Source organism: Streptomyces sp. NPDC001056 (assembly GCF_053598955.1).
This window is the reverse complement of sequence record NZ_JBSFLI010000007.1, coordinates 1-22390: the sequence shown is the minus strand read 5'-3', so window position 1 is coordinate 22390 and position 22390 is coordinate 1. Positions and strand designations below refer to the sequence as shown.

22 protein-coding genes are annotated in these 22390 nt (G+C 73.4%); 10 read left to right on the top strand and 12 right to left on the bottom strand.

Going from position 1 to position 22390, the window contains the following annotated elements; all coding sequences use genetic code 11:
- The first annotated feature begins 108 nt into the window (after window positions 1–108).
- From ACWDD7_RS10680 to ACWDD7_RS10660, 5 genes are all read left to right on the top strand, one after another.
- The gene (locus ACWDD7_RS10680; protein ID WP_450457081.1) at window positions 109–1530 is read left to right on the top strand and encodes a M1 family metallopeptidase; all 1422 of its coding nucleotides are present in this window, start codon (window positions 109–111) and stop codon (window positions 1528–1530) included.
- A gap of 42 nt (window positions 1531–1572) precedes the next feature.
- Entirely contained in the window at window positions 1573–2307 is a 735-nt protein-coding gene (locus tag ACWDD7_RS10675) for a L,D-transpeptidase family protein (RefSeq protein ID WP_450457080.1), read from the top strand.
- 20 nt (window positions 2308–2327) lie between these two features.
- Window positions 2328–3023 carry a response regulator transcription factor gene (locus tag ACWDD7_RS10670; RefSeq protein WP_450457079.1) on the top strand — a complete coding sequence of 232 codons (696 nt, stop codon included), beginning with the start codon at window positions 2328–2330 and terminating at the stop codon, window positions 3021–3023.
- The gene (locus ACWDD7_RS10665; RefSeq protein WP_351872055.1) at window positions 3020–4897 is read left to right on the top strand and encodes a HAMP domain-containing sensor histidine kinase; all 1878 of its coding nucleotides are present in this window, start codon (window positions 3020–3022) and stop codon (window positions 4895–4897) included. Before ACWDD7_RS10670 ends, ACWDD7_RS10665 begins: the two co-directional genes overlap by 4 nt.
- Window positions 4898–4993: 96 nt before the next feature.
- Entirely contained in the window at window positions 4994–5443 is a 450-nt protein-coding gene (locus ACWDD7_RS10660) for a DUF6098 family protein (RefSeq protein WP_450457078.1), read from the top strand.
- A gap of 13 nt (window positions 5444–5456) precedes the next feature.
- Here ACWDD7_RS10660 and ACWDD7_RS10655 read toward each other — a convergent pair whose 3' ends face one another.
- Together ACWDD7_RS10655 and ACWDD7_RS10650 are read right to left on the bottom strand one after the other, a co-directional pair.
- Window positions 5457–5708, bottom strand: a complete 252-nt coding sequence (locus ACWDD7_RS10655; RefSeq protein ID WP_351872061.1) for a WhiB family transcriptional regulator — start codon at window positions 5706–5708, stop codon at window positions 5457–5459.
- Between the two features lie 150 nt (window positions 5709–5858).
- Window positions 5859–6740, bottom strand: coding sequence for a LysR family transcriptional regulator ArgP (locus ACWDD7_RS10650; protein WP_450457254.1), 882 nt, complete (start codon window positions 6738–6740; stop codon window positions 5859–5861).
- Window positions 6741–6809: 69 nt separating this feature from the next.
- Between ACWDD7_RS10650 and ACWDD7_RS10645 the strand changes: the two genes are divergently transcribed.
- Window positions 6810–7430, top strand: a complete 621-nt coding sequence (locus ACWDD7_RS10645) for a LysE/ArgO family amino acid transporter (protein ID WP_450457077.1) — start codon at window positions 6810–6812, stop codon at window positions 7428–7430.
- 77 nt (window positions 7431–7507) lie between these two features.
- Entirely contained in the window at window positions 7508–8806 is a 1299-nt protein-coding gene (locus ACWDD7_RS10640; protein WP_450457076.1) for an MFS transporter, read from the top strand.
- A gap of 48 nt (window positions 8807–8854) precedes the next feature.
- Here the strand turns inward: ACWDD7_RS10640 and ACWDD7_RS10635 are convergent, their stop codons facing one another.
- Entirely contained in the window at window positions 8855–9310 is a 456-nt protein-coding gene (locus ACWDD7_RS10635) for a cyclic nucleotide-binding domain-containing protein (RefSeq protein WP_351872070.1), read from the bottom strand.
- 336 nt (window positions 9311–9646) lie between these two features.
- Window positions 9647–9889 carry a hypothetical protein gene (locus ACWDD7_RS10630; protein WP_450457075.1) on the bottom strand — a complete coding sequence of 81 codons (243 nt, stop codon included), beginning with the start codon at window positions 9887–9889 and terminating at the stop codon, window positions 9647–9649.
- Between the two features lie 121 nt (window positions 9890–10010).
- On the opposite strand from ACWDD7_RS10630, the gene ACWDD7_RS10625 reads away from it, so the two are divergent.
- Entirely contained in the window at window positions 10011–10427 is a 417-nt protein-coding gene (locus ACWDD7_RS10625) for an ATP-binding protein (protein WP_450457074.1), read from the top strand.
- A 413-nt stretch (window positions 10428–10840) separates the two neighbouring features.
- Entirely contained in the window at window positions 10841–11680 is an 840-nt protein-coding gene (locus ACWDD7_RS10620) for a SigB/SigF/SigG family RNA polymerase sigma factor (RefSeq protein WP_450457072.1), read from the top strand.
- Window positions 11681–11725: 45 nt separating this feature from the next.
- Here ACWDD7_RS10620 and ACWDD7_RS10615 read toward each other — a convergent pair whose 3' ends face one another.
- The 4 genes from ACWDD7_RS10615 to ACWDD7_RS10600 form a co-directional block, all read right to left on the bottom strand.
- Window positions 11726–13951 carry an FUSC family protein gene (locus ACWDD7_RS10615; RefSeq protein WP_450457253.1) on the bottom strand — a complete coding sequence of 742 codons (2226 nt, stop codon included), beginning with the start codon at window positions 13949–13951 and terminating at the stop codon, window positions 11726–11728.
- A 107-nt stretch (window positions 13952–14058) separates the two neighbouring features.
- Complete coding sequence (locus tag ACWDD7_RS10610; protein ID WP_450457071.1) at window positions 14059–14271, bottom strand: DUF4287 domain-containing protein; 213 nt, start codon at window positions 14269–14271, stop codon at window positions 14059–14061.
- 94 nt (window positions 14272–14365) lie between these two features.
- Window positions 14366–15739, bottom strand: a complete 1374-nt coding sequence (locus tag ACWDD7_RS10605; protein ID WP_450457070.1) for an NAD(P)/FAD-dependent oxidoreductase — start codon at window positions 15737–15739, stop codon at window positions 14366–14368.
- A gap of 207 nt (window positions 15740–15946) precedes the next feature.
- On the bottom strand, window positions 15947–16381 hold the full coding sequence (locus ACWDD7_RS10600; RefSeq protein WP_285558260.1) for an ATP-binding protein: 435 nt from the start codon (window positions 16379–16381) through the stop codon (window positions 15947–15949).
- 310 nt (window positions 16382–16691) lie between these two features.
- Here ACWDD7_RS10600 and ACWDD7_RS10595 point away from each other — a divergent pair, with 310 nt between their 5' ends.
- The gene (locus ACWDD7_RS10595) at window positions 16692–16925 is read left to right on the top strand and encodes a DUF6480 family protein (protein WP_450457252.1); all 234 of its coding nucleotides are present in this window, start codon (window positions 16692–16694) and stop codon (window positions 16923–16925) included.
- A 144-nt stretch (window positions 16926–17069) separates the two neighbouring features.
- Here ACWDD7_RS10595 and ACWDD7_RS10590 read toward each other — a convergent pair whose 3' ends face one another.
- The 4 genes from ACWDD7_RS10590 to ACWDD7_RS10575 all read right to left on the bottom strand — a co-directional run.
- Window positions 17070–18158 carry a glutamate--cysteine ligase 2 gene (locus ACWDD7_RS10590; RefSeq protein WP_450457069.1) on the bottom strand — a complete coding sequence of 363 codons (1089 nt, stop codon included), beginning with the start codon at window positions 18156–18158 and terminating at the stop codon, window positions 17070–17072.
- A gap of 91 nt (window positions 18159–18249) precedes the next feature.
- A complete protein-coding gene (glgB, locus tag ACWDD7_RS10585) occupies window positions 18250–20457 on the bottom strand; it encodes a 1,4-alpha-glucan branching enzyme (RefSeq protein ID WP_450457068.1) in 2208 nt (735 codons plus the stop codon).
- Window positions 20458–20461: 4 nt separating this feature from the next.
- Window positions 20462–21826 (bottom strand): maltokinase N-terminal cap-like domain-containing protein, encoded by a 1365-nt coding sequence (locus ACWDD7_RS10580; protein WP_450457067.1) that lies wholly within the window; start codon window positions 21824–21826, stop codon window positions 20462–20464.
- A 31-nt stretch (window positions 21827–21857) separates the two neighbouring features.
- A partial coding sequence (locus ACWDD7_RS10575) for an alpha-glucosidase C-terminal domain-containing protein (protein WP_450457066.1) occupies window positions 21858–22390 on the bottom strand: 533 nt, incomplete at its 5' end.

The following is a 22390-nucleotide window of genomic DNA, read 5'->3' as shown; positions in this document are numbered from 1 at the left end:
CGGGCGGCGAGGTGCGCGGGACATGACCAGAATGAGAGGGAGACCCGGAGACGCCGGCGCCTCTACGCTGTGGGCCAGCCGAGCACCAGCCACTCCCGAGGAGCGCACGTGACGCCACCCCGCAGACAGCCCGCACGCCGCCGCACCGCGGTTCTCGGCCGCAGGGTGGTGCTCGCCACCGTCCCCGTCGCCGTGGCCGCGCTCGTCGGCGCCGCCGGACCGGCCGGGGCGGGCACCACCGGCGCGGCCGGCGTCGGCGACCCCTACTTCCCGCTCAGCGGCAACGGCGGCTACCACGTGCGCCACTACGACCTGACGCTGCGCTACCAGAACGGCGGGCGCATCGACGGCACCGCGGTGCTCACCGCCCGCGCCACCCAGCCGCTCACCCGCTTCGACCTCGACCTCAAGGGCCTGACGGTCGGCGGCGTCACCGTGGACCGCACCGCCGCCACCGTCAAGCGCACCGGCCAGGAACTCGCCGTCACCCCGCGCCACGCCCTGCGCGCCGGACAGGACTTCGAGGTCACCGTCACCTACCACGGCACCCCGAAGCCCGTCACCGACCCCGACGGCTCGGCGGACGGCTGGATCCCGACCGACGACGGCGCCTTCGTCGCGAACCAGCCCCAGGGCGCGATGACCTGGTTCCCGGCGAACGCCCACCCCAAGGACAAGTCGTCGTACGACTTCACGATCACCGTGCCCGAGGGCCGCACCGCCGTCGCCAACGGCGCCCTGCTCGGGCAGCGCACCGTCAAGGGCGAGACCACCTTCCGCTGGCGCGAGACCCAGCCCATGGCCGCCTACCTGGCCACCGCCACCATCGGCACCTTCCAGGTCCGGCGGTACACCACCCGCGACGGCGTCCAGGTCTTCGACGCCGTCGACCCGCGCGAGGCCAAGGCCGCCGCGCCGGTGCTCAAGCAGCTGCCCTCGGTCCTGGAGTGGGAGAGCAAGCTGTTCGGGCCCTACCCGTTCAAGTCCGCCGGATCCATCGTGGACCACGCGGACGTCGGGTACGCCCTGGAGACCCAGACCCGCCCGCTCTACGACTCCGCGCCCGACATCTTCACCCTCGTGCACGAGAGCGCCCACCAGTGGTACGGCGACTCGGTGTCGCTGACCTCCTGGAAGGACATCTGGCTCAACGAGGGCTTCGCGACCTACGCGGAGTGGCTCTACTCCGAGCAGCACGGCGGCGACAGCGCCCAGAAGACCTTCGACGACCTCTACGCCCACCCGGCGGGCGACGAGCTGTGGGCCTACCCGCCCGGCGACCCGGGCAGCGGCGGGAACATCTTCGGCACGCCCGTCTACGACCGCGGTGCCATGGCCCTGCACGAGCTGCGCAAGGCGGTCGGCGACCGGACGTTCTTCACGATCCTGCGGGCCTGGGCCACCGAGCACCGCGACGGGCACGGCACCACCGCGCAGTTCGTGCGGCTCGCGGAGAAGGAGTCGGGCAAACGGCTGGATCCCCTCTTCCATACCTGGCTGTTCACCAAGGGCAAGCCGAACAAGGCCTGAGTTCTTACCGATTCCACATAACTGTCGGCCAAGCTCGACAGCATGATCAACCGCAGAACCGCTGTCGCGCTCCTCGCCTCCCCGCTGCTGCTCACCGGCTGCGGCGACAGAGGCGCGGCGGCCGGGAGCCGGACGCGGCCCACCCGGCCGGCGCCCGCGACCGGCACCACCTCCCAGGCCGAGCAGGCCCGCCAGGGCATACCCGGGCTCGGCCCCACCCGGTCGGCGGCGATACCGGAGCAGTGCACCCAGGTCGTCGTCGCCACCGGGCGCGGGCCCGACTCCCCGACGTGTACGGTCGTCCTGCACCAGCGCACCGCCGACGGCTGGCAGGCGGGCCCCGGTTGGCCCGCGCACAACGCGCTGCACGGCTGGAGCGCCCACCACATGCTGGGCGACCTGCGCTCCCCGCTCGGCGTCTACACCCTCTCCGATGCCGGAGGACTGCTGCCCGACCCCGGCAGCAGGCTGCCGTACCACCGGTCCACCGGATTCCACTCGCCCGGCACCGGCTTCGAGGGCGAGCCCCTGGACGGCTCCTTCGACTACGTCATCGCCATCGACTACAACCGCAAGCCCGGCACCTCGCCGCTGGACTGGACCCGCCCGCTCGGACCCCGGCGCGGCGGGGGAGTGTGGCTGCACGTCGACCACGGCGGCCCGACCCACGGCTGCGTCAGCGTCTCCGAGGGGCACATGAAGGACCTGCTGCGCACCCTCGACCCGGCTCGGCATCCGGTCGTCGCGATGGGGTACGCCGACTGGCTCGCGATGTGAGCCGCTTAGGATCCGCACTTGTGTGCGCACATGTGCTGGTCGCCGAGGACGACGAGAAACAGGCCGAACTGATCCGCCGCTCCCTGCTGGCCGAGGGACACACCGCGACGGTGGTGCACGACGGCGCGGCCGCGCTCGCCACCGCCCGCCGGCTGCGGCCCGACCTCCTCGTCCTCGACCTGATGCTGCCGGTCCTGGACGGCTTCGGCGTCTGCCGCGAACTGCGCGGGGAGGACGGCGAGCTGGAGGTCCCCGTGGTGATGCTCACCGCCCGTTCCGGCGAGGACGACCTGCTGCTCGGCCTCGACCTGGGCGCCGACGACTACCTCACCAAGCCCTACAGCCCGCGCGAGCTGATGGCCCGCATCCGTACGGTGCTGCGGCGCAGCGGCGGGGCACGCGGCGCCGGGCCGGTGGTGCGGGCCGCGGGCATCGGCGTGGACCCCGTACGGCACGAAGTGCGCTGTGACGGCGTCCCGGTGGACGTCACCCCGGCCGAGTTCCAGATCCTGCTGGCCATGGCGGCCGAGCCCGAGCGGGTCTTCACCCGGCGCCAACTCGCGCACTGCACGCGCGGGTTCGACCGCTCCTCCACCGAACGGGCCGTCGACGTCCACATCATGAACCTGCGCCGGAAGATAGAGGCCGACCCCCGGCGCCCGGTACGGCTGCTCACCGTGTTCGGCGTCGGCTACAAGCTCAGCGGCCGGCCGTGAGGTCCCGGACACGGCCCGGCAGCCGGTACCCGGGTGCCCGGCGGCGGATCCCGCTGCGCAAGCGGCTCCTGGTCCGGCTGCTGTCCGTCTCCGCCCTGATCGCCGTCTGCTCGGTGGCGGCCACCGCCTGGCTCGCGGTGACCACCACCACGAGCGCCCTGAAGGAGGAGCAGGGCCAGGACCTGGCCGCCGACAACAGCATCCTCGCCCGGCTCAGCGGCTACGCGGCCACCCACCCCGACTGGTCCGGCGTCCAGCGCTCCGTGCGCGAACTCGCCGCGCGGACAGGGCGCCGGATCGCCGTCACCACCCCCGACCGCACCCTCGTCGCCGACTCCGCGCCGCGCGGCACCCCGCTGCCGCCCCGGCCCGCCGCGAGCGTCGACCCGCTGCGCACCGACACCTACAGCGAGACCGGCGCCCAGCTCAGCGGCATCGACCCGCGCGCCGTCGGCCCCTACCGGCTGCCCGCGAAGGAACGCGCCGGACTTCGGTCGCTGGCCGCCCGAGGCAGGCGGTGCTACGACCGCTACGGCATCCGGACCAAGGTGCTCGACACCCCGAGCGGACGCCCCGTGCTCACCGGCACCGACGGCACCGACCCGTCCCGCTACGGCGTGGCGGCGTGCGAGGGCGACCGGCTCGACGCCCCCACGCCCACCGAGCTGAGGGCTCTGGACGCGCTGTCCGCCCTCGCCCGCCCCTGTCTGAAGCGGGCGGGTCTGTCGGTCGGCGACGGCCCGCTCTTCCTCGCCTTCGAACCGGACGCCGAGGACCACTTCGGCGGCGGCCCCCTGCTCGGCAAGCTCGCGGCCCTGAGCGAGGATGCCACCGTGCGTTCGGCCCGGACCTGCGTGCTCGCCGCCCGGCGCGCCCAGCTGGAGCCCTATGTCGCCCCGGCCGCCGAGCTGTTCCTCGGCATCGGCGACCAGAACCCCTCCCGCTTCGACATGTCCACGGACAACAAGGCCAAGGTGGTCTCCGCGGCCGGGCTGGTCCTCGCCGTCACCGTCGCGGTGACCGCCGCCGTCGCCGTCCGGCTGGTACGGCCCCTGCGCGCGCTGACCGAGGCCGCCCAGGCCCCGCCCGAGCGGCACGTCAGGGTGCCGGTGACCACCCGGGACGAGACCGGCATCCTGGCGGAGGCGTTCAACGAGCTCACCGAGCGCCGTGCACGCCTGGAGGCCCAGCGCAAGGCCATGGTCAGCGACATCGCGCACGAACTGCGCAGCCCGCTCACCAACATCCGCGGCTGGCTGGAGGTGATGCGCGACGGCGTCGTCGACCCGGACCCGGGCCTGTTGGACTCCCTGCACGAGGAGGCGCTCGTGCTCCAGCGGATCATCGACGACCTCCAGGACCTCGCCGCCGCCGACGCCGGCACCCTGCGGCTGCACCGCGAGCCGCTGTCCGCCGCCGAACTGCTCGACCAGGTCGCCGCCGCCCACCGGGTCGCCGCCGACGGGGCCGGGGTCGCGCTGGTGACCGGGGCCGACCCCGCGGTCTGGCTGGACGCCGACCCGGTGCGGATGCGTCAGGTGCTCGGCAACCTGGTCTCCAACGCGCTGCGGCACACGCCGGCCGACGGCACGGTCACCCTGACGGCCCGCCGGGACGGCGCCGACGCGGTGCTCACCGTCGCCGACACCGGATCCGGCATCGCCGACGGGGATCTGCCGCACGTCTTCGAGCGCTTCTGGCGCGCCGAGAAGTCCCGCAGCCGCCGTACCGGGGGCAGCGGCCTCGGGCTGCCGATCGTCCGCCATCTGGTCGCCGCGCACGGCGGCACGGCGCGGGCCGCGAGCGGGCCCGGCGCGGGCGCGGTGTTCACGCTGCGGCTGCCGGCGACCCAGGCGCCGGGCGAGGAGCCGTGACGGGCAGCCGAAGGGGGGCGAGGAACCATGAGCGGGCCGCCGAACCGGAACATGGGCGTCCGGTTCCGGGTGCGTGCCGTGGGTACTCCGAACGCCATGAGCGCACGGGACCGTCTGCGGACCCTGTCCACGCTCGCCGAGGCCGCCGACCTGGTCGCCCGGCACCGTGGTCTGTACGTGCGCTGGTCCAAGGGACCCGGCGTCGACCTCGACACCGTCTCCAGCACCGACGCGCTCACCGGGGTGCCCATGCCCGGACTGTCCGCGAGCCCCCTCGACATCGAGGACTGGTGGGGCGACCGCTCACCGGAGCTGTGGGTGGCCCGCCGCCTGTACGACTACGCGCATCTGCCGCACGACAAGGGCCCCGGCGTGCGTCCCTGGGTCCTCACCGGCCGCGAGACCGGCCGGGGCCCCGGCAACGAACCGCTGGTCGCCGACGCCGAGCCGCTGTGCTGGATCTCCGACGAGGTGATCGCGGCGGCGCGGGCGGAGGTGGCCCGCCAGGAGCGGGAGTGGGGGACCCTGCGCCGCGGCGGCCGGTGAGGCGCCGCGGGAGTCAGCCCGAGCGCGGCCGGGAGCGGGCCCGGCGGCGCAGCGCCCGGCGTTCCAGCTCGGTGGTGCCGCCCCAGACGCCGATGCCCTGGCCGGTGTCCAACGCCCAGTCGAGACAACGCTGTTGCACGGGGCAGTGCCCGCACACCGCCTTGGCCCGCTCGGCCTGCACCTGCGCGGGCCCGTTGGTGCCGATGGGGAAGAACAGCTCGGGGTCCTCGTGACGGCACGCGGCATGGTCGCGCCAGTTCTCCATGGAAGTCTCCCGGTCGGATCGGAATGGTCCGCGTCCTGCCGAACGCGTATGTCGGGAGCGGGTGACCGGTGGGCGCGGCATGAAACGGCGCACGCGCGCAAGGGACGGGAATCCGGCCACCGCCCACCGGACTTCGGCCGTTCCTCGTGCTCAGCCCCGCAGCGCCCCCGCCGCCGTGGCCGTCACCGCCTCGGCCAGCGCCGCCAGCGCGGGGGAGTGGAGCTTCCACTGCTGCCAGTAGAGGGTGACGTCCATCCACGCGCCGGGCGCGAGGAGGCTCAGCCGGCCGTCGTCCAGCAGGGGGCGCGCCTGGACCTCCGGGACCATGCCCCAGCCGAGGCCCGCGGCGACGGCGTCCAGGAAGCCCTCCGAGGTGGGCACGTAGTGCCGCAGCGGCCCCGCCGAGGCACCGCCCAGCCGGCGGACGTAGCCGTCCTGGAAGTCGTCCTTGCGGTCGAAGACCACCACGGGCGCCGCGGACAGGGACTCCACCAGGGGGTGTCCGGCGATTCTGGTGCGGGCGAACTCCGGCTCCGCGACCGGGAGGTAGCGCATCCGGCCGAGCGGGCGCGCCGTGCAGCCGGGCACCGGGTCGGGGGACGAGGTCACCGCCGCCATCACCAGACCCTCGCGCAGCAGTACCGCCGTGTGGCCCTCGTCCTCGCGGTGCAGCTCGAAGCAGAGCCCCGGCGCACGGCTCAGCGCGGGCAGGAACCAGGTGGCCAGCGAGTCCGCGTTCACCGCGACCGACACGCGGGTGGGCTCCCCGGCCCCGTCGAGCCCCAGCTCGCCCCACGCGTCCCGCTCCAGCCGGGCGAGCTGGCGGGCGTAGCGCACCACCACCGCCCCGGACTCCGTGGGCCGCACCGGTTTGGTCCGTTGCAGCAGCACCCGCCCGGTGCGCTGTTCGAGCGCCTTGACCCGCTGACTGATCGCCGACGGCGTCACATGCAGGGCGGCGGCCGCCGCGTCGAAGGTGCCCTCGTCGACCACCGCGAGCAGCGTCCGCACCTGGTCCAGGGGAAGGTCCATCACAACAGCTAAGGATACGTAAGAAACATTAGCTGTACTTGAGGAGCCGGTGTCCTTAGCTTCGAGTCCATGCACCACACCGCCCTGACCGCCGTGGCCGCCGGCTTCGGCACCGGAATGTCCCTGATCGTCGCCATCGGCGCCCAGAACGCCTTCGTCCTGCGCCAGGGAGTGCGCCGGGACGCCGTACTCGCCGTGGTCGGCATCTGCGCGCTGTCCGACGCGGTGCTCATCGCGCTCGGCGTCGGCGGCGTCGGCGCGGTCGTGGTGGCGTGGCCGGGCGCGGTCAGGGCGGTCGGGGTCGTCGGCGGCGTCTTCCTGCTCTGCTACGGCCTGCTGGCCGCCCGCCGGGTCGTCCGGCCCACCGGGGCCGGGCTGACGGCGGAGGGCGAGACGGCCGGGTCCCGGCGCCGCGCGGTGCTCACCTGTCTCGCGATGACCTGGCTCAATCCGCACGTCTACCTGGACACCGTGTTCCTGCTCGGCTCGCTCGCCGCCGACCGGGGCCCGCTGCGCTGGACGTTCGGGCTCGGCGCCGCGCTCGCCAGCCTGTGCTGGTTCACCGCGCTCGGCTTCGGCGCCCGGCTGCTCGGCCGCCACCTGGCGCGGCCCGGTGCCTGGCGGGTCCTGGACGGTCTGGTCGCCCTCACCATGCTCGCGCTCGGTGTCTCGCTGCTCGCCGGAGGCTGAGCCGGATGTCTCCCGCCGGTCCGATGAAATGGTTAGGCTCTCGAATCGAAAAGATGTAACGAGCAACCAGGACATCCGTGAACACCAGCGAGAGCAGTACCGAGACCGGCAGTAGCGCGCCATCGGCCGACACTCCGCCCCACCGCGGCTGGCGCCGCTGGGCGATGGACACCCGCCCGCTGCGCATCCCCGCCTACCGGCGCCTGTGGTCCTCGACCATCGTGACCTCCGTCGGCAGCCAGCTCACGGCCGTCGCCGTACCCAAGCAGATCTACGACATCACGCACTCCTCCGCCTGGGTCGGCTACGCGAGCCTCGCCGGGCTCGTGCCCATGGTGGTGTTCGCGTTGTGGGGCGGGGCGGTCGCGGACACCGTGGACCGGCGCAAGCTGCTGCTGGGGACCAACATCGGGATCGCGGTGACCTCGCTGCTGTTCTGGGCGCAGGCCGCCACCGAACTGGACTCCGTCGTCGTCCTGATGGCGCTGCTCGCGCTCCAGCAGGCGTTCTTCGGCCTCAACTCCCCGGCGCGCAACGCCTCCATCGCCCGGCTGGTACCGGCCGGGGAACTGCCCGCGGCCAACGCGCTGAGTTCCACCGTGATGCAGACCGGGCTGGTGGCGGGCCCGCTGCTCGCCGGGGTGCTCATCCCGGTGATCGGACTGCCGGAGCTGTACCTCGTCGACGCCCTCGCGCTCTGCGTCACCGTGTGGGCCGTCTTCCGGCTGCCCGCGCTGCCCCCGCTCGGCGACGCCCCCGCGCGCCGCGCCGGGATGCGCGAGATAGCCGAGGGGTTCCGCTACATGTCCCGGCACAAGGTACTGCTGCTGTCCTTCCTCGCCGACATCGTCGCCATGGTGTTCGGCATGCCCCGCGCGCTGTTCCCGCAGCTGGCCGCGCAGACGTACCACGCCTGGGGCGAGGGCCTCGCGCTCGGTGTGCTGTTCGCCGGCATCCCGGTCGGCGCGGTGCTCGGCGGGCTGTTCTCGGGCGTGTTCTCCCGGGCCCGCCGGCACGGCTGGATGGTCATCGGGGCGGTCGTCGGCTGGGGTGCGGCCATCGCCGGGTTCGGGCTCAGCGGCGACCTCTGGCTCGCGCTGGCCTTCCTCGCCGCGGCCGGCATCGCCGACATGGTCTCGATGGTGTTCCGCGGCGCGATCCTGCTGTCCGCCGCGACGGACGACATGCGCGGCCGGATGCAGGGCGTCTTCACGGTCGTGGTGGCGGGCGGCCCGCGCCTCGCGGACGTGCTGCACGGCACCGCCGGCTCGCTGTTCGGCCCGCGCGCGGCCGTGGCGGGCGGCGGCGTGCTGGTCGTCGTGCTGATGCTGGCCCTGGCGGCGGCGGTGCCGGCGCTGCGGCGGTACCGGATCTGAGGGACCGGCCGACCCGCTCCGGGCGCGGCTCCCGGGCGGGGCCGCGGCCTACAACGGGCTGCGGCGGCCCAGCGTGTACTGGTCCATCAGCTTGCCGCGGGTGGTCTCCAGGCGGTGGGCGAGGATCTCGGCCACCGTGCGAACCAGCGAGAGCCCGAGCAGCGGGTCCTCCACGCACAGCGCGAGCACGGAGGGCCCGTCGAACTCGTAGGCGCGTACGTTGCTGAAGGCCACCGACCCGAAGTCCCACTGGTACGGCGGGAAGAGCCAGGACCAGCCGAGCAGGTCGCCCGCGCCGAGCGTGGCCACGGTCACCCGCTGCCGCGAGGTGACCTGCTGGTCCAGATGGACCGCGCCGGAGCGGATCACCCAGAACCGGTCGGCCGTGCCGCCCGCCTCGAAGATGCGGGTGTCCTCCGGGAAGGACACCTCCTTGGCCAGCTCCATCAGGCGTTCGCGCTGCGCCTGGGGCAGGGCGGTCAGCAGTTTTATCGCTTTGGTCATGGCGCGGGCTCCTCGCCGGCGGCGGTTCGGGGTGCTGCGGTGCCTCTTCTGGGGGCCGGGTGCTGCTTCCGGGGACCGGTGCTGCGTCGTGCGTACACCCATTTCAGCCGCTGGTGGCGGGCAGGGCACCTCGAAGGACGCGGATTTCTTCGGACCGGCCGTCGTCCGGGCAGGAAAAAGCCCTGGCTGGACGGGGGAAACCAGCCAGGGCCGCTGAGGGTGACCACGGCGGGCTCCCTGGCCCGCGCCGCCGTCACGTATGCATGAACGATAAACCATTCGAGGCGCGTTCGAGAAATCGCGCACCGGCTCGGTGAGCCGTCTCACGCCACCGCCCTAGGTGACCCGTCGCGCGCCCTCCGCCTGCGCCGGGTGCGCGCCCGGTCTGACGATTTCGTCCAGCACCCGCTGCACGGCCTCGTACGCCCGGGCGCGCGCCTCGGCCTCCCGCGCGCCCACCGGGTCGGTGGCCGTGAGGCTCTGTGCGCGCTCGGCCCAGCGCATCTGTTCCTCAGCCGCGCGGTCCCTGCCCCGCCGGAGGCGGCGCAGCAGTTCGTCCGCGTCCACGACATCGGTCATGCGGTTCGGGTACCCCGTCCGGGCGCGGTGATGACTTCGGCACTCCCCGTGTTTGAGGGCGCCGCTCGGGGTCAGCCGGAAAGGGAGAGCGCGATTCCGGCACCGTCCAGGGAGGGAAGGGATGCCCGACACGTACTCCGTACCCGGCGAGGAACCCCGGCGTCGGCCGCCGTGCCGTCCGGCCGACGCCCGCAGCGCGGTACGACGCGTCGTCGCCGAACGCTGCCGGGCCCGCCATCTGCCGCTCGACCCCGCGGCCATGGACGACGCGCTGCTGGTCACCTCCGAACTCACCACCAACGCCATCCTCCACGGCGGCGGGATCACCGGCTTCGACGTCGAGGTCGACTCCACCGGCGTCCGCGTCTCGGTGAGCGACCGCAGCACCGATCTCCCGGTCGCCCAGGCACCCCCGCCCGGCCGTCCCGGACGCCACGGCCGGGGCTGGCCGATCGTCTGCCACCTCTCCCGCTCCGTGGACGTCTCCGAGCTCCCGTGCGGCGGCAAACGCATCACGGCGGTCGTGCCGCTGGGGTGAGGCAGGCCGTCCGAGCCCCGCGAAGGCGGGCCGCGCCGGGCCGCGACCGGGCGGCCGCCCAGTGATCACCCGCGCACGTGACGCGCGTCGTTCCCGGTGCCATGTCCCGCCTCCGCGGCCCGCCCCGCCCGCGATCGGGCACGAGCCGCGGCCCCCGGCATCCCCGACTCCTCCGCTCCCCCTCGGCCACGCCGACCGATTCCCTCCGGCAAGCGGGTTTGCCCACCGGACCGGCGGGCAGACGGAATCTCGTGCTTCGGACCGGAGGCGCGCGCCCAGCGGGAACGTTGGATGACTGGGCCCCCTTCCGGCGGGCCCCGGCGCTCCCGCGGCAACCCCTGACAAGCACCGTTCGGGCCACGAACCGGAATCTTCCGGCAGGGCCCAGACACCACGTTCAGGAGCGATTCCGCATGCTGACCGACATGTCGACAAGCCGTCCCGGCACGCCCGGCACCGCCACCCGGACCGGGCGCCGGAGCCACGACGACGCCCCGGAGACCGCGGAGCTGTTCGCCCGGCTTGCGGCCCTGGACGAGGGTCCCGAGCGGGACGCCGTACGCGATGAACTGGTCGCCGCCTGGCTCCCCATGGCGCACCGCATCGCCGGCCGGTTCCGCGACCGCGGCGAGTCCGTGGAGGACCTGCGCCAGGTGGCCGCGCTGGGCCTGGTGAAGGCCGTCGACCGGTACGACCCCTCGCGCGGCGCGTTCGAGAGCTACGCCGTGCCGACCATCACCGGCGAGGTCAAGCGCCACTTCCGCGACCGGATGTGGGCCCTGAGGGTCCCCCGCCGGGTGCAGGAACTGCGCAACCGGGTGCGCGTGGCACGCCGCGAACTGACCCAGAACCCCGGCAGCCCCGAACCCACCGTCGCCGCCCTCGCCGAGCACACCGGCCTCGGCGAGGACGAGGTCGCCGCCGGCCTGGAGGCGCTGGAGAGCTTCAGCACGCTGTCGCTCGACGCCGAACTGGCCGGCGGCGACGACGGCTACAGCCTCGCCGACACCCTCGGCGCCACCGACACGTCGTACGACGTCGTGGTCGACCGCGAGGCCGCCAAGGAGGGCCTGCGCCGGCTGCCCGAGCGCGAACGGGCCATCCTGTACATGCGCTTCTTCGAGGACATGACACAAAGCCGCATCGCCGACCAGCTCGGCATCTCCCAGATGCACGTCTCCCGGCTGATCAGCCGCAGCTGCGCCCGCGTCCGCGAGGAGGTCCTGGGCCGCCGCTCCGGCGGGACCGCGTGAGGCCCGCCGCCCGGGCGGGCGCCGAAGAGACGCCCGCCCGGGACCTCACCGCTTCTTCGCCGGTGGCGTCTTCGGCCGAAGCCCCAGCGGGCGGGCGAGGCCCGAGACCGCCTCGTCGAGACGTTGCAGATGGCGCAGCACCCGGTCGGTGACCCGGCCGTAACGCGGTGTGCGCAGGGTCCCCGGCTCCAGCATCGACGCGATGCTGGGGCCGGTCTCGATCCGCCCCGCCGAGCGCGGGTCGTCGACGTGCGCGGCGATCGTCTCGATGTTCTGCACGATCCGCGCCCCCGCCCCGCGCAGCCGGGGGTCCGCCGCGATCGAGGGATGCGTGGGCAGCAGTTCCGCCGTCGCCGCGAGGGACCGCCCGTGGTACGCACAGGTCTCCAGCAGCGCCACGACATAGCGGGCGGTGTTGCGGCGGGCCCGCATCGGGGTGATCGGATGCGTCAGCGGCTGGGTGGCCGAGCGCAGATCGGCCAGCGCCTGGTCCAACTCCCGCGCCTGTTCCACCAGATCACCGCCCGCCCCGCCGCTGAGCTGGTCGACCGCGGCCCGGGTGACCTCCGCGAGCCGGTCGAGGACCTTGACGAGAAGCTCGTTGGTACGGCGGTCCGTGTGGATCGGCAGCACCACCGCCGCCGCGATCACCCCGCACGCCGCGCCCAGCGCCGTCTCCTCGATCCGCAGCACCAGCACGCCCGCCGTGTACGTGTTGAGCAGCGTGTACAGCAGCCCCAGCGCGGCCGTCACGAAGAACGACATCAGCGTGTACGACAGCGGCGCCGTGTAGAACATCGCGAACACGAGGAGCAGCACCAGCGCGAACGCCGTCCAGGTGTGGTGCCCGACCAGCCCGGCGAGCCCGATACCGGCGATCACGCCGAGCACCGTGCCGAGCAGCCGCCGGTAGCCCTTGACCAGGATCTCCCCGGTGGACGCGGTGTTGATGAACACGATCCAGCAGGTCAGCACCGCCCAGTACCAGCGCTGGCTGGACAGCAGCTCGCCGCCGAGGATGGCCAGCGAGGAGCCGACCGCGACCTGGACCGCGGCCCGGGTGGTGGGCCGTCGTAGCCCGCCCGGCTCGGTACCCTCGGACTCGGTCTCCTCGCTGACCTCGATCGCGGCGTCCTCCGCGTCGAGTTCCTCGCGCGAGCGAGTGGTGGCGGGGGAGTCGTCGGACTCGTCCTGCGGCCCGTCGAGGGCGAGCCGCAGGCCCAGCACGGCCCGCGCCGTCTCGCCGAGCCCGCGGAAGACGTCCTGCACGGCCGGGGCGGCCTCGGGCAGGTTCTCCTCCTCGCGATAGCCGAGCAGCCGGTTGCGCACCTGCGCCGACGCCGTGCCCGTGGCCGCGCCGGCCGGACGCAGCGCCAGCAGCCGCAACGCCCTGAGATCCCGGCGCAGTTCGGCCCGCGCCTCGTCCCGCACCGGCAGCTCGCCGCCCGAGGGCAGCGGGGCGCCCGGCAGGTGCAGGGTGAGGGTGTCGGTGCGCTCGGCACTGCGCGCGGTGAGCAGCAGCAGGCCGAGCCGCTCGGCGGCGATCTCCGCGTCCGCGATCCGGCGTTGCAGCAGCCGGGCCACCGACTCGTCGGAGGTGCCGTCCTCCAGGCGCCCCTGGATCAGCAGCGCCGTCTCGTGCAGCCGCGCGGTACCGGTGCGCAGCTCCTCCAGGACCTTCTCCACCTCCTCCGGCCCCGCGTCCAGCAGCTCGATCTGGGTGTCGATCAGCTGGGCGAGCCGGGCCCGGAAGGCCTGCCGCAGGCGCTCCAGCGTGCCCGCCGGCGTCTGCGGCAGCAGCGCGAACCGGGCGAGGGCCGCGCAGCCGAAGGCGATCCCGACGACGCCGTACAGCTTCGGCAGCAGATCCGGGGTCGCGTGCACGAACAGGGAGAGGAAGTACGTCTGGAAGCCGATCAGTCCGAGCGCGTGGCCGCGGTCGCCGAAGCGGCGGCTGTAGACGGCGCTGAACATGAGCGCGACGAAGAACAGGTCGCCCGCCACGACGTACTGGCTCAGCAGGGTGCCCAGGGTGACCGAGACGAGGGCCACCGGCAGGCCGATCGCGAGGGTGCGGGCCTGCCGGCGGCGTTGCTTCTCGCGGATCGCGAAGGTCGCGACCATCGCCGCGATGGCACCGGCCACCAGCAGCGGCACCGGGGCGCGCAGCGCGGCGAGCACGGCGAGGGTGAGGGCGATCGAGGTGACCGTGCGCAGCCCCGCGGTGAGCCGGAGCAGCCCGGGATCCCATGCCGCGAGCCGGTCCCACATCCGTACCCGCCCCGACCGTCCCGCTGCCCTCACGCCGCCGCGCTCTCCCGTGTCCGTGAACCCGTGCCAGAATTCGATCTTTGCTCCAGCATCGCACGCGGCCCGGACTACCGGCGCTCGGCCAGGGTCGCGGCCACCAACGCGTTCGCGTGCCCGTGCCCGAGCCCGTGCTCGGACTTGAGCCAGGCGACCAGCTCCATGTGCTTGGTCAGCGGCGAGGAACGGATCAGTTCCTGCCACGCGCCGATCGGGCGCCCGTACTTCTTCTCGATGGACGGGAAGTAGCTCGCCGGACCCTTCACGGCCTGCTTCTCGGTCATGCGGACGCCCCCTCGGTGTGGCCTGTGCTCATCACCGGAGAAGACCGCCGACCCGGGGCGAACTGATCGGCGGTCCTCGGTGATCCGTGTCACGTCAGGGGCTGGCGACCCCGCCCTCCACCCGGGCCCGCACCTGCTCCGGCGTCAGATACGTGTTGGTGAACTCGAAGTCCTTCAGCCGGGCGGGCCTGCGGGCCTGGAAGCCGGTGCGCACGAAATCGTCCCCGGCCACCGCGTTCAGCATCCAGTTGGTCATCACCCGGGTCTTGGCGACGCCCGTGCGCAGCGCCGACCAGTGGTAGCCGCGGGCCACCGCCTGCGCGGGCACCCCGCGCAGCTCGACGCCGAGCGGCTTGGACACCGCGTCCTTGCCGCCGAGGTCGACGACGAGGCCCAGGTCCTTGTGGTGGTACGGCCGCAGCGGCTGGCCGCGCAGCGTCGCGATGACGTTCTCGGCGACCCGCTTGCCCTGGCGCGAGGCGTGCTGCGCGGTCGGCGGGCAGATCGCGCCCTCCCGCTCCTTGGCGAGGTCGGGCACGGCGGCCGAGTCGCCGAGCGCGAACACCCCGTCCTGCCCGGGCACGGTCAGCTCGGGGTCGACGAGGAGCCGGCCGCGGACCGTCTCCGCGCCCAGCGTGGCGATCAGCGGGCTGGCCACCACGCCGGCGGTCCAGATCAGGGTGTGCGTCGGCACCACCCGGCCGTCGGTGAACGTGACCTCCGTCGCCCCGGCCTTGTCGATCGACACCCCGAGGGACACGTCGATGCCGCGCCGCCGCAGGATCTCCTGCGCGCTGCGGCCGAGCTTCTCGCCCAGCTCCGGCATCAGCTTGGGCGCGATGTCGATCAGGTGCCACCGGATCAGTCCGGGGTCCAGGCGCGGATAGCGCGCCACGGCCGCGTGCGTGAGCCGCTGCAGGCAGGCGGCGGTCTCGGTGCCCGCGTACCCGCCGCCGACCACGACGAACTGGAGCCGCGCGGCCCGTTCGGCCGGGTCGTCGCTGGCGTCGGCGAGGTCCAGCTGGGAGATGACGTGGTCGCGGATGTAGGCCGCCTCGGCGAGCGTCTTCATGCCGAAGGCATGCTCGGTCAGGCCTGGGATGTCGAAGGTGCGGGTCACGCTGCCCGGGGCCAGCACGATGTAGTCGTACGGCTCGTTGACGATCTTGTCGGTGATGGTGCGGACGATACAGACCTTGGCCTTCAGGTCCACGCCGATCGCGCCGCCGGGCAGGATGCGGGTGCGGTACCGCCTGCTGCGGCGCAGGGAGAGCGCGATCGACTGCGGTGTGAGCACACCGGAGGCGACCTGGGGCAGCAGCGGCAGATAGAGCTGGTAGGAGACGGGCGTCACCAGGGTGACGTCGGCCTCGTCGGGGGCGAGTTTCCGCTCCAGGCGGCGGACGCACTCGACTCCGGCGAAGCCTGCGCCGACCACCAGGATCCTGGGTCGTGTCACGGTGTCCATCCCTTTCTGCGGGTCCAGGCGGCGGTTCGGCTCGACGCCGTTCGCATGTCCTGGATCGCTGCGCACCAACTCCGATCCCACCGCGACCCGGGCGGCTGCGCCAGTCGGGTGCGGCAGGCAGACGAACGCGGGCCTCTCGTACGCCGCCCGGGCGAGACCCGTACGCGGTGGAGTAACCGGTCGACGGGGAGTCACACCTCGGCGCCCTCACCACGGCAGGAACACGTGGATGTCCTTGCCCTCGTCGTGCACCACCACGCTGACCTGGGTGCACAGCGTGTGCACCAGATGCCAGCCGATGCCGCCGCCGCCCGTGCGCGGATGGAAGGGCCGCGGCTCCGGCCTGGTGGTGCTGGTGTCGCGCATCATCACGTGCACACCGTCGAAGGTGCGCCGCATCCGCAGATCGAACGGACCGGGCGCGTACTGGATGACGTTCGCCGCCAGTTCGGTCACGACCAACAGGATGTCGTCCCAGTACTCGTGCTCCCCGGGCGGTGCGACCCGGGCCAGCGCGCCCAGGAAGTCCTCCGCGGCGAGCCTGGCCTCCGTGACATTGCGCAGCTCTCCCGCGAAGGAGAACTCACGCTCGTACGTCTCCTCCGAGGGCGGTGTCTCGTCCCCACGCGGCTCCGTCGCCATCTCCGCATTCCCCGGCCCCGGCCGCGAGGGGGCCTCTGCGCTGCCCCGTGCGGCCAGGACGGTCGTCGTCGCTGATCTTTCGCTGCGCTGCGGGTTCCCACAGCCGGGCCGGATATCCGTCCGCGCGATCGCCTATGGCGCGCCTCACCGAGTGCGAGCAGTCCGTTGCCCGGCGCGAACGGCTCCGCAGGACACCGTAGACCCTGGGGCGCCCGGTGCGGCACACCGCCCTCTCGGCCGTCGCGACCGCTCTTGCGCTCGGCCGATGAGGTGGGCGACTCCTGGGGACTCGGGGGACATGAGTGCAGACATGAGTCATGTGAACCCCGATCCGGACCCCGAGCGCAGCACCGGTCTTGAGCCCGGCGGCTCGGTGCCGCCCGGCGAGACGCCGCCCGCGGAGAGCAGCATCCCGCAGGCCGCCGTCCGTCAGCCGGGCGCGACGCAGCGCGGCTGGGCCAAGGCGCCACTGGCGCTGATCCTGGCCCTCATGGTGCTGTTCGCCGCGTTCTTCCTGGTGTACGCCCTTGTCCTGATCCGCTGACCGGGCGTGTACGGCGCCTCGCCGCGACCCGCCGGGTCGTCCGCGCACGACGCGCCCCGGCCCTGTCGGCCGCCCCTGTGCGCCGCCCCGTCCGGCCCGCCGGTCGTCTTGTACGGCCTCCACCCGAGCAGTGGGCCGGGCCGCTCACCCCTGCGTGCGCCGCACGCACTCGGTGACCACGTCCCGGAGCGTGCCGGTGCGCTCCAGCAGCCGGCGCTGCACGCGCGCGCCGTTGCCGTGCCGCAGGAGTTCCTCGACGCCCCGCTCGGCGCGGTCGGTGTCCCCGGAGCCGTCGAGCGCGTCCCCGACGAGACCGAGCAGCGAGCGCAGCACACGCTCCGCGGGCCGGGGCCGCATGGTCACGGGGTCGAGCAGGTCCCCGTCGATCCCGAAGCGCGCGGCCTGCCAGGAGGCGAGCCGGAGCACGCTCACGCTGTGGTCGGGCGCCGGCCGGCCCGCCCGCCAGTCCCGGGCGGCCGTCTCCACCAGGCCCCGGGTGAGGGTCGCGACGAGCAGGGCGGTGTCCGCGCACAGGCACACGTCCGAGACCCGGACCTCGACCGTCGGGTAGCGCGCGGACAGCCGCGCGTCGAAGTACACCATCCCCTCGTCCAGGATCACCCCGGTGGCCGTCATGTCCGCCACCCGCCGGTGGTAGCGCTCCGGGGACCCGAACAGCTCGGTCGGCCCGGCCGACGGCCAGCGCCCCCACACCCGGCTGCGATAGCTGTGGTAGCCGGTGTCATGGCCTTGCCAGAAAGGGGAGTTGGCGCCGATCGCGGTGAGCACCGGGAGCCAGGGCCGCAGCCGGTCGAGGACCGCCACACCCTCCTCGTCGGAGTCCACCGACACATGCACATGGCAGCCGCAGACGAGCTGGTCCCGGGTGCCGACGCCGTACCGCTCGGCCAGCCACTGATAGCGCTCGTTCACCGTGAGGGAGGGGCTCACCGGCAGCGGCGAGGTGGCGAGCGCCGCGACCGCGCAGCCGATCCGACCGGCGTGCCGGGCCGCCTCCTCGCGGCAGCGCACGATCTCGTCGCCGAGGTCCGCCATGTCCGCCTGCGGATGGGTGGCGAACTCCAGCATCTGGCCGAACAGTTCCTTCTCGAACACGTCCTGCCCGGGATCGTCCCGCGCGGCCCGTGCCAGCACGGCCGTCGCCAGTGCCTTCGGGTCGCCGCTGTGCGGATCGACCAGAAGGAGCTCCTCCTCCACTCCGACCGTGCGCACTCGGTGCCGCCCTTCCCCCCTGCGACCAGGGGCAGCCAGGGATCTGTCACGCCCCCGACTGCCCCCGTGACGGCCGCCGACACCTGCGGGATCAGCGCACCGGCCCCAGGAACACCGTGGCCAGCGGCGGCAGCGTGAGGCGCAGACCGCCGTCGACCGGCTCCAGGGCGCCCGGCGCGCCGACCGGGACCCCGCCGCCCCCGTAGCCGACGTCGTCGGTGTTCAGCAGCTCCCGCCAGGCGGGCACCTCCTTGGGGACCATCAGCCGGTAGTCCTCCCGGACCACGGGGGAGAAGTTCGACACCGCCAGCAGCGGGGTGCCGTCGGCCGCGTACCGCAGGAACGCGAAGACGTTGTCGTCCGCCGCGTCGCACAGCACCCAGCGGAAGCCGCCCGGGTCGGTGTCCCGCTGCCACAGCGCCGGAGTCGCCCGGTACAGCGCGTTCAGGTCCCGCACCAGCGCCTGTACGCCCCGGTGGTCACCGGCTGAGTGGTAGTCCTCGTCCAGCAGCCACCACTCGGGCCCCTGCGCCTCCGCCCACTCGGCGCCCTGCGCGAACTCCTGTCCCATGAACAGCAGTTGCTTGCCCGGGTGAGCCCACATGAAGCCCAGGTAGGCGCGGTGGTTGGCACGTCGCTGCCACCAGTCGCCCGGCATCTTCGACACCAGCGCCTGCTTGCCGTGCACCACCTCGTCGTGCGAGATGGGCAGCACGTAGTTCTCGCTGTAGGCGTACACCATCGAGAAGGTCATCTCGTGGTGGTGGTACCTGCGGTGCACGGGCTCCTTCTGGATGTACTGGAGCGAGTCGTGCATCCAGCCCATGTTCCACTTCAGCCCGAAGCCCAGCCCGCCGGCGTCGGTCGGCCGGGTCACCCCGTCCCAGGCGGTGGACTCCTCGGCGATGGTCACCACGCCCGGGCAGCGCCGGTAGACGGTGGCGTTCATCTCCTGGAGGAACGCCACCGCGTCCAGGTCCTCGCGCCCGCCGAACACGTTCGGCTCCCACTGCCCGGAGTCCCGCGAGTAGTCGAGGTAGAGCATGGAGGCGACCGCGTCCACGCGCAGACCGTCGATGTGGAACTCCTCGCACCAGTAGACGGCGTTGGCCACCAGGAAGTTGCGCACCTCGGTGCGGCCGTAGTCGAACTCGTACGTCCCCCAGTCCGGGTGTTCGGCCCGCGCCGCGTTCCCGGGCTCGTACAGCGGATCCCCGTCGAACCGGGCCAGCGCCCAGTCGTCCTTGGGGAAGTGCGCCGGCACCCAGTCCATGATCACGCCGATGCCCGCCCGGTGCAGCGCGTCCACCAGGTACCGGAAGTCGTCCGGGGAGCCGAGCCGGGGCGTGGGCGCGTAGTACGAGGTGACCTGGTAGCCCCAGGAGCCGCTGAACGGATGCCCGGCCACCGGCATCAGCTCCACGTGCGTGAAGCCCATCTCCCTGACATACGCGGGAAGTTCGTCGGCGAGCTGACGGTAGGTCAAGCCTGGACGCCAGGACGGCAGATGCACCTCGTACACGGAGAACGGGGCCTCGTGCACAGGGGTGTCGCCGCGGTGCGCCATCCACCGCGCGTCGCCCCACTCGTAGCGCGAGGCCGTGACCACGGACGCGGTGTCCGGCGGGACCTCGGTGCACCTGGCCATCGGGTCCGCCTTGAGGAAGCGGTGGCCGTAGCGGGAGGTGATCTCGAACTTGTAGCGATCGCCCTCGCCGATCCCGGGCAGGAACAGCTCCCACACCCCGGACGCGCCGAGCGAGCGCATCGGGTACTGCGTGCCGTCCCAGTACGTGAAGTCCCCGGCGACGCGCACCCCCTGGGCGTTGGGCGCCCACACGGTGAACCGGGTGCCGGCCACGCCCTCGTGGACCATCGGCTCGGCGCCGAGCGCCCGCCACAGCTGCTCGTGCCGGCCCTCGCGGATCAGATGCAGGTCCAGCTCGCCCAGCGCGGGCAGGAAACGGTACGGATCGTGCACCTCCCGCTCCTCCTCGTCGTACGCCACCAGCAGCGTGTACGACGGGATCCGCGGGTAGGGCAGCACGGCCGCGAACAGCCCGCCGCCCTCGGAGACGAGAGGGTTCGCCATCCCGTCCACCAGGACGCTCACCGCCCGCGCGTTCGGGCGCAGCGCCCGGAACAGGGTGCCGCCCGGCACCGGGTGGGCGCCCAGCAGGGCGTGCGGGTCGTGGTGCGCCCCGCCGAGCAGCCGGTCGCGGTCGGCGGGGTCCAGTGCGGTGGCCGAGGCCGGCACCGGGCCCGCGGCCTCGGGCGGCGACATGTCGCGCAGTGCCATGCCGTCAGCCTCCCCACACCGCGAGCCGCTTGATCGCGGCCATGGGTACCGGCAGCCAGTCCGGCCGGTGTCTCGCCTCGTACAGCACCTCGTACACCGCCCTGTCCGTCTCGTGCGCGCGCAGCAGCGCGTGCTTCTTGCGTGGGTCCCAGCCCGCGCGGACCGCGTAGCCCGCGCAGAACGCCTCCCGGCAGCGGCGCGCCCACTCGGGTCGCCAGGGGCGGCGCTGCCGGGCCGCGTAGTCGAAGGAGCGCAGCATCCCCGCCACGTCCCGCACCGGGGACTGCGGGGCGCGCCGCTCGGTCAGCGGCCTCGACGGCTCGCCCTCGAAGTCGATGACGAACCAGTCACGGCCGGCCCGCAGCACCTGCCCGAGGTGCAGATCGCCGTGGATGCGCTGGGCGGGCGGCCCGGTGTCGCACGTGGCGAGCGCCCCGAACGCGGCCCGCAGGCCCGGCACGAAGGGCTTCAGGCCCGGCACGGCGTGCGCGGCGGTCTCCAGGCGCGCGCACATCTCCTCGGCGGTACGGCCGTTCTCACCGGGCCCGGCCGGCGGGAACGCCTCGGCCAGCGCGAGGTGCACCTCGGCCGTGGCCCGGCCCAGCTCACGGGCCTCGGCGGTGAAGTCGTCGCCCGCCGCGAGCGCGCCGAGCGCCAGTGTCCAGCCGTCGGTGGCGTCCGGCAGGAACGGCTGGAGCACCCCCAGCGTGGCCGGGCGCGGCGCGCTGGTGGTGAACCAGGCCACCGGCGCGGGCACCCGGGTGCAGCCCTGCGCGGCGAGGGCCGCCGACACTTCCAGGTCCGGGTTGACGCCCGGCTGGATGCGGCGGAAGAGCTTGAGGATGTACGCGTCGCCGTACACCAGCGAGGTGTTGGACTGCTCCGCGTCCAGCAGCCGCGGCGGCAGGCCGCCGGGTACCGGGGCGGCGGGGTCCGCCTCGAAGCGCAGCGGGCCCGCGCCGCCGGGCCGGCGCAGCCGCTCCAGGAGCAGGTTCGCCGAGCGCGGGTCGTGCAGCGCGTCGTAGACCGCGAGCCCGGCCAGCGGTCCCGCGGTGGCCCGCCCGATGAACGCCCGCTCCATGCGCGGCGCGAGCCGCTCGCGCACGCCGAGCAGCAACTGGTAGCAGTCGCCCGGCGGGGGAGTGCCGCCGGGGGTGGGCACCGGCGCGTGCGAGGCGTGCACCAGCAGATGCAGACACCCGGGGAACAGCTCGGTCACACTCAGCACCGACAGATCGGTCACGGGCCGGTCCTTGCCCGCGAACCAGCGCTGCCCCGGGAGCCATTCCCGCAGCAGTCCGCCGAGCGAGGCGAGGGGGCCGTCGACGCCGGCCGCGGTTCTCGGCCGGAGGGTGATGGTCTTCGGCATGGTGACGCGTCCTTTCCTCGGCGCCGTGCGCTCAGCGGCGGCGGCCGATGCGGGATGCGACTCGGGTGAGCCGGAACCAGTAGAAGCCGTGGCCCTGCAAGGTGAGGAGATAGGGCAGTTCACCGATGGCGGGGAAGCGCACCCCGCCGATCAGCTCCACCGGATGGCGTCCGTCGTAGGCCCGCAGATCCAGCTCGGTGGGCTGGGCGAAGCGCGAGAAGTTGTGGACGCACAGCACCAGGTCGTCCTCGTACTCGCGCAGGAAGGCGAGCACCGCCGGGTTGGAGGACGTCAGTTCGGTGAACGAGCCGAGTCCGAAGGCGGGGTTCTGCTTGCGGATCTCGATCATGCGCCGGGTCCAGTGCAGCAGCGACGAAGGCGAGGACATCGACGCCTCGACGTTGGTGACCTGGTAGCCGTAGACCGGGTCCATGATCGTGGGCAGGTACAGCCGCCCCGGATCACACGTCGAGAAGCCGGCGTTGCGGTCCGGTGTCCACTGCATGGGGGTGCGGACGGCGTCGCGGTCGCCGAGCCAGATGTTGTCGCCCATGCCGATCTCGT